Here is a 14,687-nt window from a genome sequence, read left to right on the forward strand (position 1 = left end):
CACTGAGATGCTGACGATCAGGGGTGCGCAGCTGCATCCCGATCATCAACTTGCCCCACGAAAGAGTGGACCGTGCCTCATCAATCCAGAAACCGGCGATACCGAAAGCTCTTGGCAGCGTCCTGCCTCGGCGCCCTTGGCCTGGGCCTGCTCGCCTCCCCGGCGGGCGCGGCCCCGGCCAAGCATCCGCATTCCGGCAGCAGCACGCTCGAAGCCGTCCCCGAGGTGCTCGGGCCGATCGAAGCCACCGGGGATAGCTATCCCTGGTCCTCCCTGAGCCACGCTCGGGTGCCGGCGGATGTGTCGGAGCTGGGCTACGTGGAGGAAGAGTTCTTCCTGCGCGGTGAAGCGAACGTCTACGGCAATCCCGAGGGCGAACTGCAGGTTGTCACGGAAAACGTGCCGTATACCAACCACCTGCTGGTGCGCCGCCCGGCCAAGAAGGCGGACTCCTCTGGCGTGGTGCTCGTGGACATCCTCAACGCCTCCAACGGCTTTCCCGGCGAGGACCACCTGCGGCGCATGTGGGACTGGGCCGTAGAAGAAGGCCACACGATCATCGGCGTGACGTCCAAGCCCATCCAGGTCGACGCGTTGAAGAACTTCGACCCCGAACGCTATGCGCCGCTGAGCTGGGATACCGCGGACGCTGAGCGCGAACCGATCATCGCCGACCGCGATGACCCCTCGTCCTTCGACCCGTTCATGGTGGTGCCCGGAGCCGAAGAAGGGCTCGCCTGGGACATCATCACCCAGGTGGGCACGCTGCTGGAGAGCAGGCAAGGCCGCGCGCTGCTTGGCGGCCAGCAGGCGAAAACCGTGCTGCTCATGGGCCAATCCCAGTCGGGACTCTACCTGAACACCTATGCCTCGAACTTCCACGAGCCCGTCACCGAGGCCAACCGCGGACCGGTCTTCGACGGGTACCTGAACACCGTCGGAGCCGTCCTCGAGCGTCCTCTGGCCCAGCCGCAGGCCGGCGGGCTGGCGACGGTGCCCGGGTCCGAGCCGGCGCTGGATGTCCCGTTCATCACGGTCACCTCCGAGGGCGATGCAGGCCTGTTCGGGGCCGCCACCCTGGCCGAGAAGGAACTGACGGAGAATCGACGTCACTGGCAGGTGCCGGGCACGCCGCACACCGATCTGCTGTCGCCGGTCGTCCCGGCGGATGCCGAAATCTACCGTTCCGGACGACTGCCGAATACCGCGGTGCACGACGAGGCATTCCGCAGCACGCTGAACACCTTTCCGCTGGAACCTGCGGTCGTTGCGGCCACCGAGTCGCTGATCAACTGGTCCAAGCGAAATCGCGAAGCCGCGCCTTCTCAGTGGTTGGAGCAGTCGGCGGGCCAATTGGTACGCGGCGCGGACGGCAATGCCGCCGGCGGACTGCGCTACGGGCTGCTGGAGCACCCGTTGGGCCAGTTCCACGGGGCAGCGCATCCGGGGGCGGTATACGGCTCGATGGAGCTGATCTCCGCGGAAGAATTTGCGCTGAACTACGGGACCCGGTCCGCTTATCTGGAGCTGGTCGGCAAGGTCGACGCGAAGCTGATCGAGCAGGGCTACCTCACCGAATGGGGGCAGCGGTACTTCGCCGAAGTGGCCAACGATCTCCTGGATCGCATCGGCGTGCCAGCCGGCACGAAGTAGCTTCCGAACAACGGTTGAGCGCAAAAGCACCTGGGACCAACGCATCAGCGTTGGTCCCAGGTGCTTTTGGCGGTGCGCACGGTCTCCGACGGCTGCTGGAAGCGCAGTCGCCCCAACTGCGCGATTACCCCGGCTTGAGCGGCCATGGCGGGATATCCCGGATCGGCCTGCCTGCCTCGCGAACTGCGCAAGGTTTACCCGGCTTGAGCGGCCATCCGGGTTTCGCCGAAGCGTAGAGGTGATGCCCGCGGATGTCTCTCCATACCCACAATCGCCTGGGTCATAGCTCAGACTCGCAGCGTCCGGGTCTGGCAATGAAGCCCGAGGCACGAGCCGCATCCGTCCACATCCATACTTTGCCTATGGTTCAAAGAGGGACATCCATGAATGGAATCGAGGTCTCGGCGCCAGAAGTTCCGGTGGTGGATCGGCGTACGGGATCGGAGCAGCAATACCCGAAGAGAATCCACGCCGGTAGCGCTAGGCTGGCCAAATGATGAGGATTGTTTCAGCTCCGGCAGATCTTGTTGTCGCAACCAATGATGGCGTAGACGTACGGTTTGCCGGCATCGAAGCGATGGCCGATGTACCGATCGTTTCCGACGAATGGCTGGGACGCGAGGGCGTCAGGATCTACTTTCAAGGCATTCGCAGCCACGAGACGTGGCAGCGCGACGTTCGCTACGAAGAGCAATTGGCGCAATGGGCCGAGCTGAGGAACCGTGATGGGGAGGAAGCCGCGGGAGACCCGCCATCAATGCCCGGCCAGCTCGTTCTTGGTCCGGTTGGAGCGGTCATCTCCGACGACGCGGGGACCACTTACCGGTTGAGCGCCGGACAAGTCGCCGGGAGCGCGGCGGGGTGGGAGGCCTCTTGGGTGTATCTTCCCGAGCCTCCGAAGACAGCTCGGCTCTTAACGCTTGAATTCACTCTTGATAGTCAGCTAACCGGCAAGACATGCCAAGTGCGATTGGACTGAGTCGGGAAAGTGCCGGTTTTGGGTTCGGTCGGCGGTCCAGGGGGTATGACGAGAGCCGGCTTTTGGCCTCTGCCAGTGCTGGGAACGGAGGATTGCCATCTTCAAGGCCGCGAGGTCCAGAGCGGAATTCGGGTCAAGATGTGAACCATATGGCGCGTAGGATACGGATCGTTTCATCTAGCTCAACGGCTTCGCTTTTGCTCGTTTTGACAAGGTGCGTAGCCGCTGAGAGAACAGCGCCAGGGGTGGCCGAGCCATTTGCGCTGACGCGTGTACCACTTCCGATCCGGGTGACGAGGAAGCCTTCGCCCTCAAGGGCCGTATAGGCTTTGGCAACTGTGCCGGGCGCTATGCCTAAGTCATTGGCCAGTTGCCGGACGGAGGGCAGCTTCTGGCCGGCGGATAACAAACCGGAGGTAATGAGCCCGAGAATTTGGTCCCGAATCTGATCGACAATCGGGGCGCCTGATTCGGTGAGGGTGATGATCATGGCCGCGCTGCCTTGCTGGTTTCATGTGTACGCGTGGCGAGTGATCCGATCAAGACTGACCACCACAACACCATGCCGACGATAGATGCAAGGAGCGCAGCCACCTGCAGCACTGGCCCAAGTGCCGCAAAGGAGGTTCCGAACTCCGACCATCCCGTTTGAGAATAGCTGAGCGAGGCCGTGCCTGAGAGGGTTTGCAGGGTGACGCTGAGGTGGAGAAGCACCCCTCCAGTGGCGACAGAGAAGATCTTGCTGCTGCGTACAGCCCTTTGGCCTGCATCGCGTTGTGATTCGCTGGCTAGTGCTGGACGTGAAATCGAGCCAACACCGATCAGTACAGTCATGCAAATGATCGCGATCAAGATCAAACAAGGCGTCGAAAACCACCATCCGTAGATATTCGTGCTCGCGCTGACGCCTTCGGCGGGGTGCATCGTGAACATCACATATCTGCCGCGTTCGTCAGGGTTTGAAGCCAGTCCAGCGAAAAGCGCGATGGCGAACGCCGCAGCCACCACAGCGGCCAGGCAAGCTAGCCAGGCACGAGAAGTGAAAGTCAGGAGAGTACGTGGGGCCAGCGCGGCGGAACCGCTCGGGCCGGATGCAGGCGCGGGAACCACCATGAAGATCAAGGCAACAACGGTCAAGACCAGTGGGGCCAGATAACGGACAAGCTGCACTACCAGGACTGGGTCTTCACCGAGGTTTGCCAGCCTCCACAAGTACAGGGGCCAGGCGGCCAATGCGATGACGCCTCCAAGCGCGAGGACCATTCCGAGGAGAGTGGATCGACGTACGGCTTTGGGCAGGACCAAGTGCGCTCGCCGGCCGAAAAGCGCCATAGCTAACGCAATGAGCAGTGCAACAACAGTTGGGCCTGCCATGTACAGAATCATGATCATTGAATTTGCCTCCCGAAAGTGTACTAGTGGTATGGCACATAAGTGTGCCATAGCATTAGTACACTTTCTAGGGCTAGCACCATTTGATCCGGGCATCACCCTGCGCCGAGCGCTGGGACACGGAGGAAAATAATGCCCCTCAATGAGAATTCGCTTCAGCTCGAAGTGAAGCCCTGATCAAACTATCGGGCACGGTCTTAGCGCTGGTCGGCCACCGTCACGACGGTGATCGAATATGGGATCATCGAACTCGCGTCAGTCACTGCCATGACTGCAATTCCAGCCACGATCCAGCCTTATGCATTTCAAGGCTGCCGACCATTGTCCGCATCGGAACACGAGTCGTCAATCGGGGATACAGGCTGGGAAACGCTTGGGTTAATCACCGTCAACGCCGGCCGACCCTTGCGTGGGAATGGCTATGATATTCTCCGCGCCCGGGTGCGGCCGGCCACTTTCTTGCCGTGCGGACGAACCTCAATTGGTTCCGGCTACTGCCCATCCTCGGCGCGTTGGGCGGCAGTCGATTGGTGGAACCTTTCCCAAGCCGACTGGCGCGACATCCCCAAGGATTCTCCGATGCTGGCCCAGCTCAACTTCCGCACCCTGGCGGCAGAGACCCAGTTGCGAAGGTGGCCCTCGACGTCGTCTCGCGCCTTGGCCACACGGGGAAGCTGCCGGAGCAGGTCCGCGTCATTCAAGATGTCCCATGGGGCACGCGCAATCGAGTGCGCCTCGGGATCCGCTTTGTGAAAAAGCCCTAGGGCAGCCTCCGCGCATTGACGGCAGATACCCACCGCTGGCGCTCCCACCAGAACGCCCGTTTCTTCACGCGATCGGAGGCAGAACGAACACATGAACGGTTGGTCGGCACTGGCAATGTCCTTGACGCCGCCGATTTCATTTCCCATGAAACCAGTCTAGGCGAACTTCTTGTTTTGTCAGCCAGTACCTGACAAGGTGTAAGGAGATACCTGACACGAAGTTTGGGAGCCCATGACCTTGCACGATCCGACCGCGCTAGCCGAGCAAACACCGGCAAGGCTCCCCCGCGCCTTCACCTTTCTGATGTCGACCAGCGCCGCGGAGGGTTGTGGCGACGTGCTGGCCCGGACGCTCCTGCCCATCCTGGCGGTCTCCATCTTGGGCTTCGGTACGGGATTTGTGGGGATCCTCAACTCGATCGGACTGGCCTCGTTCCTGCTGCTCGGGGTGCCCATTGGCATGCTCATTGACCGGTTGAGAAACCGACATCGGGCCATGCGCGTGGCCACCGGTGCCCGGTGCCTAGTACTGCTGGGCCTTTTCGCATCGCTCTATGCCGGTTGGCTTTCGGGCGCCGTGGTCATCGGCGCCGCGGTGGTCATCGGACTCGCAGATGTCGTGTTCACCACCGCCCAAAGCACTGTCATTCCGCGGCTGGTCCAGACCGAACGCTTGAAACACGCGTACTCACGCCTGGCCATCGTCAATCAGACAGCATCCACCGCTGCTGCGGCCACCGGCAGCCTTACCTTGGGATTGCTCGGTATGCCCGGCATGATCTGGGCGGCAATATGCTCCTACGCGGGGTCTGTCCTGTTCCAGCGCGGCATCAAGTTAGATTCAGCCCCTGCCCAGCGAAGTCCGGCACGCCGGGGAAAAGGGAGTTTCGCGACGGATTCCAGACCTTGCACCGAGTACCTGCCCTATGGGCCTTGACCCAGTCCGGAGCACTGATGAACGCCGGGGTCATGCTGGGCAACACCGTGCTGCCGGTCTTCCTGTTGCGGGACCTCGGCGTTGCACCTGCAGCGTTCGCCGCCCTGGGAATCGTCTCCGCGATCGGCGCCATCCTCGGAGCAGGCCTTTCGCCGCGACTTTCGGCGAAATTCGGGCTGAGAACGCTTCGAATCGCGGCAGCGTTCCTTTCGGTTCCCGCTGTAGCCATGGCTATCGCCTGCCAGCAATTGCCCGGCCACGAACTCATCTGGCTATCGGCCCAATCCCTCACATGGAGTTTTCTGGTGTCGATATCCGCAGTTGCCGGGGCGGAAGTCCTGCCACGTAGTGTTCCGGCCGAGGAACTGGCCACCGTGGGCTCGGCCCAACGGACCATCACCCTGGGCATCATGCCTATTGCTGCACTACTGGGCGGAGCAATCGCGGCATTAACCGGGCCCGTCCCGCTGCTGTGCGTCTGGGCGGTGTTGGCGGGAGCCGCCGCGCTACCGATCCTCCGCGATCAGTCCCTGAAGTCTTTTCTCTAGCAGGCAGAGGATGCGGCGCATGCGACCACGCGTCTTCACGGACCGGGAGAGCAGACAGCAAACGAGCTGCCGCGCAGGTGCCTAGCTGATCAGTTCACGGCGAAGAGCGTCGACCAAGACACGTCGATCACGCATAGTCCATCGTCGGTTTCGCGATAAAAGACGTCTCCCGGGTAGTCGGTGCCGGGCACTGCCCCCTCGGGAAGACCTTCTAGATTGATGCTCCACTGAGGGTCGAGCGCCGCTTGATCAACCCAATGCCCGGCGAAGAACTCCTCCGGCTCGCCGGCGGAACGCCCCGACCAGTCGCTGGGCGATCCGAGATCCGCAACGAAATCCTCGCAGACAGTGTCTGGCGTTTCGCCCGAAGCCATATCACTCACAAACTGCTCGGTCGTTTGAATCACCTGGGCACCATCGTTTCCCCAGATGAGGCTGTCAAATGCGCATCCAGCCAACAGCACAGCGAGCGTACCTACCCAAAGTCCGTATACGGCTCTGCGAATCCGTGCCATGCTTCAAACCTACCGCCTTGCCTGCCCGTCCTTCGCATGGAAGCCAAACAAAGAACGCTATGCCCGGCAGCACTTCCCCCATCGGGCAGGAACTAGGACGAACCGACCCCTTGGGGTCAAGAAAACATCAGCCGCGGGACCTGAAACCTGTGCTGAGGTAGCCTTTCATTAACGTCCACCCGGAAGGTTCGAAAATGCGTATGCGTAGGATTTCTGTAGCAGTCATTGGCATCGGTGGGGTGCTGGCCCTCACCGCGTGTTCCGGGCATAGCGGGATTCCGGCTCTGGATGAGCAATTCGCTTCCGAGGATGCCTTGCCCGCAGCGGTTGATTTGGGAGACGCCATTGACCGGGAAAGTTCAAGGCTCTTGATTACCCACGAACAGGTCCGGTATTTCGTTGCCGAGTCCCCTGATTCCTCGCTAGGCTGCATCATCGTTGTTCCCCCAGGCGCAGATCCCCATTGGTTTTCCGGCTGCAGTTCGCTGGGAGCAACCGACGTGATAGTGACCGCGTCGGCTCCACCCAGCGGCCTTGCGGCTTCCCTAGTCAGGGATGACGCTGATACCCGCGAGCTGGAATCCGAAGGATGGATCAGGATTCACGACAATGTCCTCGTCCCCGGCCCGTAGCCACGTTCCTTGAACTTCTGCGGCCCCACCGCGACAAGCACACCGGTTGAGCGCTTAAAGCACCTGGGACCAACGCTTATGCGTTGGTCCCAGGTGTTTTTTGGTGGTGCGAAGAGCTAGTCGGCCAGGGTGTGCGACTCTTTGCCGCTGCCCGCGATGACCTCGACCTGCTCATCGGCAGGATCCTGTGCCTGCGCGCCGAGCTTGCCGCGGGTGAGCTTGTGCATGATCAACGCGATGGCGCCGTCGCCGGTCACGTTGGTGGCGGTGCCGAAGCTGTCCAGCGCGATGTAGGCGGCGAACATCAGGCCAACCTCGACCTCGCCGAAGCCGAGCATCTGCGCCAGCAGGCCAGCGGCAGCCGCGATGGCACCGCCGGGAACGCCAGGAGCGGCGATCATCATGACACCGAGCATCAGGATGAATGGCAGGAATGCGCCGAAGGAGACATTGCCGCCGGTGAGCAGCAGCACGGCCAGGGAGAAGCAGGTGATTTTGACCATCGAGCCGGAGAGGTGGATGGTTGCACCCAGTGGCACCACAAAGCCTGCCACCGAATCGGAGACGCCGTTCTTCTTCGCCGAGGCGAGGGTCACCGGAATGGTGGCCGCCGAAGAGGAGGTACCCAGGGCGGTGAAGTATGCGTCACGCATATTCCACAGCGCCTTCAGCGGGTTCTGCCCGGTCATCGAACCGGCCACCGTGTACTGGACCAGCAGCACCACAAGGGTCAGCGCGAAGGAGACCACGGCCACGAGCAGGAACTTGGTCACCACGGTCACGGCCGAGCCGCTGGCCGAGAGGTCAAGGAAGATTCCGAAGATGAACAGCGGCAGTGCCGGGACGATAATGCGGCGGATTACCATCTCGATGATGGTGCGGAATTCGACGGCACCGCGGAAGAGCACGGTGCTGCGGAATGCGGTCAGGCCGATGCCGATCACGAACGCGAGGATCAACGCGCTCATCACACCGATGACTGGTTCCAAGACGATCTCGGTGGCCCCGTCGCCGGCGGATGTCACCAGCGAGATGTAGGCCTCGAACCCGGACCCGGAGTCCTCGCCGAGGGTTTCCACGCCGCCGCCGCTGAGCGAGGCGGTGAACAGCCAGCGGCCCACGAAGTAGGCGAGCAGGCCGGCCAGAACGGTGGAGGAGTAAGCGATCAGCGCCGTCACGCCGAGCCACTTACCGGCACCCTTGCCCAGCTCGGCGATCGCGGGCATCACCAGGCCCAAGATGATCAGCGGCACGATGAAGCTCAGGAATCCCGAGAAGATCGAGTTGTAGGTGAGGAAAGCGCTGCCCAGCCACACCGGCATCACCGGCCCAAGCAGAATACCCAGGACGATAGCAACAAGGATCCACCCAAGCAGTGGGATCTTTTTCAACAGGTTCATGTGCTTCTTTCATGGTGACGAATGATGTGTGACGAGCTGAGGGGCGTCGAGACCACGGGTTTTGTGGCGCACGACATGCATCCACCATGTTATGGCCTGCACTCGGTTCTTAGAAACCATGAGCCAGGTCATATGGATGAGACGTGGCTCAATGCCGCCAACTCTCGCCTTTTGTCCAGAGAATCCCGCGCTTTGGCGAATCCACGCAGCGTTCCGTCTCCGAACAACGGTTAAACGCTAGCGCTCCAGCCCGTGGAGGGACACCAAGTTACCTGCACCGCGTCATATTCTGCCACGGCGCTACCCCCGGCTTTAATGAGAGACACCATCCTATCCGCCCATGACTTGGAGCACCTCGATATGTTTTCCGGGCTCAGCGCCTTCCCGCTCACTCCCCTGGTCGAGGACAGCCTCGACGAGCCACGCTTCACCGCGCTCATCGAGCGGCTATCTGGCAGCGGCGTCGACTCGATCACCGTGCTCGGTTCCACCGGCATGTACGCCTATCTCGATCCCGGCGAGCGCGCCCGGGCAGCCGAGCTGGCGGTGCCTGCCGCCAACGGAACGCCGGTGTACGTGGGCGTCGGTGCGCTGCGCACCTCGCAGGTCTTGGCGAATGTGCGTTCGGCCGAGCTGGCCGGGGCCCAAGGACTGCTCCTGGCGCCGGTCAGCTATCAGCCGCTGACCGAAGATGAGGTGTTCGCCCTATTTGCCGCGGTCTGCGCGGCGAGCACCCTGCCGGTAATCCTCTATGACAACCCGGGCACCACCCACTTCAGCTTCAGCCTGGAGCTCTACGCGCGCATTGGCGCCCTGCCAAATGTCGCGTCGATCAAGATCCCGCCGCTGCCGGCTAACCCGCAAGCGGCACGCGAGCACGTCGCAGCCATCCGTTCGGTGATCCCGGCGGACGTCACGCTGGGGATTTCGGGAGATGCCGTCGCCGCCGCGGGCCTGGCCGCCGGGTGCGACGGGTGGTACAGCGTGCTCGCCGGAGCCCTGCCGGAGCTGGCGCTGCGGATCTCCAAGCCGGCCAGCGAGTCAGACCATGAGCGTGCGCTCGCCGAATCGGGGCAGCTTGCCAGCCTGTGGGAGTTCTACACCGCCTGCGGCGGCAGCGCCCGCGCCATCGCGGGACTGGCCCGGGAACTCGGCATGGTCTCGGACTCCGCCCTGCCGGCCCCGTTGCACAATCTGAGCGAGGAACTGCGCACCCGGGCCAGGGAGCTGCTGCGGGAACTGGGTAGGATTTAGCTCATGACCCAGCATCCTGCAGATACCCACGACCTGATCCGCGTCCGCCAAGCACGGGAGAACAATCTGCAGGGGGTGGATGCGGACATCCCCAAGCGCCGCATCACCGCTTTTACCGGAGTCTCCGGCTCGGGCAAGTCTTCGCTGGTCTTCGGCACCATTGCCGCGGAGTCGCAGCGGCTGATCAACGAAACCTACACCTCCTTCGTTCAGTCCTTCATGCCCTCGATGCCGCGGCCCGATGTCGAGGTGCTGGAAAACCTGTCGGCGGCGATCGTGGTGGATCAAGAGCGCATGGGGGCGAACTCGCGCTCCACCGTGGGCACCGCCACCGACGCGTACTCGCTGCTGCGCGTGCTCTACTCGCGCTATTCCACGCCGAGCGCCGGTGGGGCCGGAGCGTACTCGTTCAACCTTGGCGAGGGGGCCTGCGCGACCTGCGAGGGATTTGGCACGGAGGCGAGCATCGACCTGGACGAACTGCTCGACTGGGATAAAACGCTGGCCGAGGGCGCCATCACGGCCCCGAACTTCGCCCCGGATTCCTGGCTCTGGCAGACGTTGACCGCGGGCACCGAGCCGGACCTGCAGGTGAAGCTCAAGGACATGCCCAAGGACATGCTGGAGCGGATGCTCTACGCGGAGCCGGGCAAGGTCAAGCTCAACGGGGCGAATATGAGCTACTCCGGGCTGATCACCCGGATCAAGTCCAATTACATCCACTCGGGCCGGGAGATCAAGCAGGCGCATATCCGGGATTGGATCGAGCGGATTTCCACCACCGCACCCTGCGCGGCCTGCAACGGTTCGCGATTGAGCGAGAAGGCGCGCGCCTCGAAGATTGCGGGCCTGGGCATCGCCCAGATGACCGCCATGCAGGTTACCGACCTGCATGCGGAGCTCGTGAAGCTGGTGATCGAGGACGCCGCTCCGCTGCTGGCCAATCTGCGCGCGATTCTCGCCTCCATGATCCAGATCGGCTTGGGCTACATTTCCCTGGACCGCCCGGCCGGCACCCTCTCCGGAGGCGAGTCGCAGCGCGTGAAGATGATCCGCCATCTGGGCAGCGCGCTTTCCGATGTCACCTACGTCTTCGACGAACCCACGGTGGGATTGCACCCGCACGATATCCAGCGCATGAACCACCTGCTGCGCGACCTGCGCGACAAGGGCAATACGGTGCTGGTCGTCGAGCACAAGCCCGAGGTCATCAAGATCGCCGACCATGTGATCGACCTCGGCCCCGGCGCCGGGCTGCACGGCGGCAATATCAGCTACGCGGGCAACCTCGAAGGCCTGCTGGCCAGCGACACGGTGACCGGCAGGCACTTCTCCGCCCGGGTGCCAATGAAGCAAAATGTGCGCAGCGGCAAGGATCCGCTGCAGATCCGCGCGGCCAGCACGCACAACCTGAAGAATATCGACGTGGACATCCCGCGCGGCGTGCTGTGCGCGATCACCGGGGTGGCCGGCTCCGGAAAGTCCACGCTCATCCACAGCACCATCTCCAAGCGCGAGGACGTCGCGGTGGTGGACCAGTCCGCCATTCGCGGCTCCCGGCGCAGCAACCCGGCAACCTACACCTCGATCCTGGATCCGATCCGCGCGGCCTTCGCCAAGGCCAATTCCGTCAAGCCGGCGCTGTTCAGCGCCAATTCGGAAGGGGCCTGCCCGAACTGCAACGGGGTGGGCTTCACCTACACCGATCTGGCCACCATGGCCGGAGTGCAACTGCGCTGCGAGGTCTGCGAAGGCAAGCGCTACACCGCGAAGGTCCTCGAATACCGCTTGGACGGGCTGAACATCGCCGAGGTGCTCAACCTGAGCATCGAACAAGCGTTCGAACAGCTCAAGGTCCCCAAGGCCAAGGCCATGCTCGAACGGCTGAACCAGGTGGGCCTGGGCTACATCAAGCTCGGCCAACCGCTGAACACCCTCTCCGGCGGCGAACGCCAGCGCCTGAAGCTGGCGATCAACCTGGGCAAGGGGCAGGGAACCTACATCCTGGACGAACCCACCACCGGCCTGCACATGGCGGACGTGGATCGGCTGCTGGGATTGCTCGATGAAATGGTGGACGAAGGCAATACGGTGATCGTGATCGAACACCATCTGGCCGTGGTCGCCCACGCGGACTGGGTAATCGATCTGGGCCCGGGCGCCGGCCACGACGGCGGCAGCATCGTCTTCGAAGGGACCCCGGCGCAGCTGGCCGGCTCCGGCACGCTCACCGGCCAGCACCTGGCCGAATACACCGCCGGCTAGCCCATGGACTACACCCTGCGCGCCCCCGAACCGGCGGACGTCGAGGCGCTTGCCCAGCTGCATACCCGCTGCTGGAAGCAAAGCTACGCCAACCAGCTGCCGGCCGATTACTTCACCCCGGAGCAGCTGGAGTCACGGCGCACCCTCTGGGGGCGCCTGCTCGCCGACCAGAACCCCAAGCTGCGCCGGGTCGTGGCCGAGTCGCAAGGAGAACTGGTCGGTTTCGCGCTCGCCGGGCCGGGACTGGATGGCGAAGACCGGCTGCAGCTGTACAGCCTGTACTTGCTGGCCCAATGCCATGGAAGCGGCATCGGGCAGGGGCTCTTGGACGCGGCGCTGGGAGACGAGCCGGCGGTGCTGTGGGTGGCCCAGGGCAATCCACGGGCCACGGCGTTTTATCGGCGCAACGGATTCGCATTCGACGGGGCCGAAAAGACGGATCCAGGGCTGCCGCAAATGATCGAATTGCGCATGCTTCGCTGAGCGAATCCGCACGGGCCTACAATGAAGTTCGGTGGGTTGCCCGCCAGTTCGAGTTCTTTGCGTGAGGTGAACTGCGATGGAGGAGAATAAGTCCCGGATCGTTAGGGGCTACCGGCAGGATGCGCAAAACCTGCGGCGCTTGCTGCGCACCGCTAGCCGGGCCGACCTGCGCCGAAGCAGCAACGGCACCGGCTGGAGCAATGAGCAGCTGCTCTTCCACATGGTCTTCGGCTACATGGTAGTCCGCGCGCTGATCCCGCTGGTCCACGTCCTGGTGCGCTGCCCCGCCGGCGTTCAGTCGGGATTCTCCCGGCTGCTGAACGCCACAACCCCGCTGTTTCATCCCGTCAACTACGCCGGCTCCTGCGCGGCGGCGCTGGTATTCAACCACCGGCGCATGGAGCGCCGGCTGCGGCTGAGCATCAATGCCCTGGAGCGGAAGCTGGATCGGGAGGGCCCCGCCGCGCTCTTGCGGCGGGCGAATTTCCCGGAGCGCTGGGATCCGTTTTTCTCCCGGGCAATGACGCTGGCCGAGATCTATGCCTACCCCAGCCGGCATTTCGCATTCCATGCCCGGCAGCTGAGCCTTCGGCCATAGTTATTCGCTGGTGAAGATCTTCAGGATCTCCGGGTCGCTGTCGCGCCCCAGTTTCTGGTCGATCCGGAGCGCCAGCTGGGCTTGGCGCATCATGGTCTCGTGCTCGGGACGCAGCTCCGGATTCAGGCGTATTCCCATCGAGCTAAAGCGCCGCGATTTGCTCAGCGCCAGATCCTTGACCATATCGTGGATCATCGCCAGATCCTCGGGCTGCACCTTCCAGCGCAATTTGCTCAGCCGTTCCCATTCGCGGCGCTGCTCCTCGTCCAGGCCCTCGGGCATCTCGCCCTGGCCCTGGAGGTGCGCGAGCATGGTGGTGCCCAAATTCTGCTCAACCGTGCTGTCGGCCAGGCAATGGTTGACGGCGTTTTCCACGCGCACCCACCATTGCTCGGCGCTTTTGATTTTAGTCCGGAAGCGCAGGGCCCTGAGCGCCACAAAAGCACCCGCCGCGGCCACCAGGACGGTGAGCAGCGGGGCGAGCAGCAGCAGTCCCGCGACCGGCCCGGAGGTCGAATCCAATCCATACATGATCCGATCCTAACCCGGTGGGCACTTCTTGTGGCTGGCCAGGTCGATTAAATGCGGATCATGATCCGCCAGGGCCCATCAGACCGGCGAGGCTTGGAGCACGGTGCTCAGGCGCTGTTCATTTCAGGGATTCGGCGTACCGCGGCCGACGGCCGAGGTGAAGTAGAAGTCCAGCATCTCGTTCAATGGCTGGGCATTTCCCCGAAGCCGGCTGCGCAACGCGGCGCCTTCCCAGCAATCCACCAAGAGGGTGGCCATGATTCGGGGGTCGGCCCCGGCCGCAACCTCGCCGCGTTCGATAGCCAGCTGAAGGCAGGCCGCGATCCGTTCGGCGATCTGGGTCAGGCATCCGTCGATCTTTTGCCGGAACACCTCGCTGACCCCAGAGAGTTCCTGGCCCAGGCCTCCCAGGAGACAGCCCAGATAGCCCTCCTCCCGGTAGCTCTGCTGGGTCAGCTCGAAGAAGGCCCGCACCCGGTCCAGCGGAGCAAGATGCTCATCGGTCAGGCATGTATCGAGACCGTCGTGAACCCCGCGCATGTACTGCCCGATGACTTGGAGCGCAAAATCTTCCTTGTCCCGGAAGTGATGGTAGAAGGACCCCTTCGGGGTGCCGGTGGCCGCGAGCAGTGCCTGGATTCCCAGATCGTTGTATCCCTGTTTCAGCAGCATCGGCATCCCCGCATCGAGCAGGAGCTGCTTGGTCGGATGGTGCATTTGAGCAGACGGTGCGGCC

At 63.1% G+C, this 14,687-nt stretch carries 16 protein-coding genes; 9 read left to right on the forward strand and 7 right to left on the reverse strand.

The genetic code is table 11. The features are described from left to right. Positions 1–72: 72 nt before the first annotated feature. Together CQ019_RS05600 and CQ019_RS05605 are read left to right on the forward strand one after the other, a co-directional pair. Complete coding sequence (locus tag CQ019_RS05600; protein ID WP_146113325.1) at positions 73–1,653, forward strand: alpha/beta hydrolase domain-containing protein; 1,581 nt, start codon at positions 73–75, stop codon at positions 1,651–1,653. A gap of 493 nt (positions 1,654–2,146) precedes the next feature. Further along, positions 2,147–2,632, forward strand: a complete 486-nt coding sequence (locus CQ019_RS05605) for a hypothetical protein (protein ID WP_105569104.1) — start codon at positions 2,147–2,149, stop codon at positions 2,630–2,632. Between the two features lie 133 nt (positions 2,633–2,765). Here CQ019_RS05605 and CQ019_RS05610 read toward each other — a convergent pair whose 3' ends face one another. From CQ019_RS05610 to CQ019_RS05620, 3 genes are all read right to left on the reverse strand, one after another. After that, on the reverse strand, positions 2,766–3,122 hold the full coding sequence (locus tag CQ019_RS05610; RefSeq protein ID WP_105569105.1) for a GntR family transcriptional regulator: 357 nt from the start codon (positions 3,120–3,122) through the stop codon (positions 2,766–2,768). Then, positions 3,119–4,006 (reverse strand): hypothetical protein, encoded by an 888-nt coding sequence (locus CQ019_RS05615; protein WP_146113326.1) that lies wholly within the window; start codon positions 4,004–4,006, stop codon positions 3,119–3,121. The genes CQ019_RS05610 and CQ019_RS05615 overlap by 4 nt, the downstream gene beginning before the upstream one ends. 509 nt (positions 4,007–4,515) lie before the next feature. Beyond that, on the reverse strand, positions 4,516–4,935 hold the full coding sequence (locus CQ019_RS05620) for a ClpX C4-type zinc finger protein (protein ID WP_096287045.1): 420 nt from the start codon (positions 4,933–4,935) through the stop codon (positions 4,516–4,518). 85 nt (positions 4,936–5,020) lie between these two features. Here CQ019_RS05620 and CQ019_RS18690 point away from each other — a divergent pair, with 85 nt between their 5' ends. Both CQ019_RS18690 and CQ019_RS05630 read left to right on the forward strand, forming a co-directional pair. Further along, positions 5,021–5,725 (forward strand): MFS transporter, encoded by a 705-nt coding sequence (locus CQ019_RS18690; protein ID WP_105569107.1) that lies wholly within the window; start codon positions 5,021–5,023, stop codon positions 5,723–5,725. Then, entirely contained in the window at positions 5,722–6,273 is a 552-nt protein-coding gene (locus CQ019_RS05630; protein ID WP_374954777.1) for a hypothetical protein, read from the forward strand. Before CQ019_RS18690 ends, CQ019_RS05630 begins: the two co-directional genes overlap by 4 nt. A gap of 89 nt (positions 6,274–6,362) precedes the next feature. Here the strand turns inward: CQ019_RS05630 and CQ019_RS05635 are convergent, their stop codons facing one another. After that, on the reverse strand, positions 6,363–6,788 hold the full coding sequence (locus CQ019_RS05635) for a hypothetical protein (protein WP_105569109.1): 426 nt from the start codon (positions 6,786–6,788) through the stop codon (positions 6,363–6,365). Between the two features lie 200 nt (positions 6,789–6,988). Between CQ019_RS05635 and CQ019_RS05640 the strand changes: the two genes are divergently transcribed. Then, positions 6,989–7,420, forward strand: a complete 432-nt coding sequence (locus CQ019_RS05640) for a hypothetical protein (protein WP_105569110.1) — start codon at positions 6,989–6,991, stop codon at positions 7,418–7,420. A 116-nt stretch (positions 7,421–7,536) separates the two neighbouring features. On the opposite strand, the gene CQ019_RS05645 is transcribed toward CQ019_RS05640, so the two are convergent. After that, positions 7,537–8,820 carry a dicarboxylate/amino acid:cation symporter gene (locus CQ019_RS05645; protein WP_105569111.1) on the reverse strand — a complete coding sequence of 428 codons (1,284 nt, stop codon included), beginning with the start codon at positions 8,818–8,820 and terminating at the stop codon, positions 7,537–7,539. Between the two features lie 315 nt (positions 8,821–9,135). On the opposite strand from CQ019_RS05645, the gene CQ019_RS05650 reads away from it, so the two are divergent. The 4 genes from CQ019_RS05650 (at position 9,136) to CQ019_RS05665 (ending at position 13,420) form a co-directional block, all read left to right on the forward strand. Then, complete coding sequence (locus CQ019_RS05650; protein ID WP_255248456.1) at positions 9,136–10,074, forward strand: dihydrodipicolinate synthase family protein; 939 nt, start codon at positions 9,136–9,138, stop codon at positions 10,072–10,074. A gap of 3 nt (positions 10,075–10,077) precedes the next feature. Beyond that, positions 10,078–12,339: an excinuclease ABC subunit UvrA gene (locus tag CQ019_RS05655; RefSeq protein WP_105569112.1), complete on the forward strand. Its 2,262-nt coding sequence runs from the start codon at positions 10,078–10,080 to the stop codon at positions 12,337–12,339. 3 nt (positions 12,340–12,342) lie between these two features. Further along, positions 12,343–12,822: a GNAT family N-acetyltransferase gene (locus tag CQ019_RS05660; protein WP_105569113.1), complete on the forward strand. Its 480-nt coding sequence runs from the start codon at positions 12,343–12,345 to the stop codon at positions 12,820–12,822. Between the two features lie 76 nt (positions 12,823–12,898). Then, positions 12,899–13,420 carry a maleylpyruvate isomerase gene (locus tag CQ019_RS05665; protein ID WP_105569114.1) on the forward strand — a complete coding sequence of 174 codons (522 nt, stop codon included), beginning with the start codon at positions 12,899–12,901 and terminating at the stop codon, positions 13,418–13,420. Here the strand turns inward: CQ019_RS05665 and CQ019_RS05670 are convergent, their stop codons facing one another. Both CQ019_RS05670 and CQ019_RS05675 read right to left on the reverse strand, forming a co-directional pair. After that, positions 13,421–13,951 carry a hypothetical protein gene (locus CQ019_RS05670; RefSeq protein ID WP_096286964.1) on the reverse strand — a complete coding sequence of 177 codons (531 nt, stop codon included), beginning with the start codon at positions 13,949–13,951 and terminating at the stop codon, positions 13,421–13,423. 123 nt (positions 13,952–14,074) lie between these two features. Beyond that, a complete protein-coding gene (locus CQ019_RS05675; protein ID WP_105569115.1) occupies positions 14,075–14,668 on the reverse strand; it encodes a TetR/AcrR family transcriptional regulator in 594 nt (197 codons plus the stop codon). Between the last annotated feature and the right edge of the window lie 19 nt (positions 14,669–14,687).

The organism is Arthrobacter sp. MYb229, from assembly GCF_002975405.1.
GTDB lineage: Bacteria > Actinomycetota > Actinomycetes > Actinomycetales > Micrococcaceae > Glutamicibacter.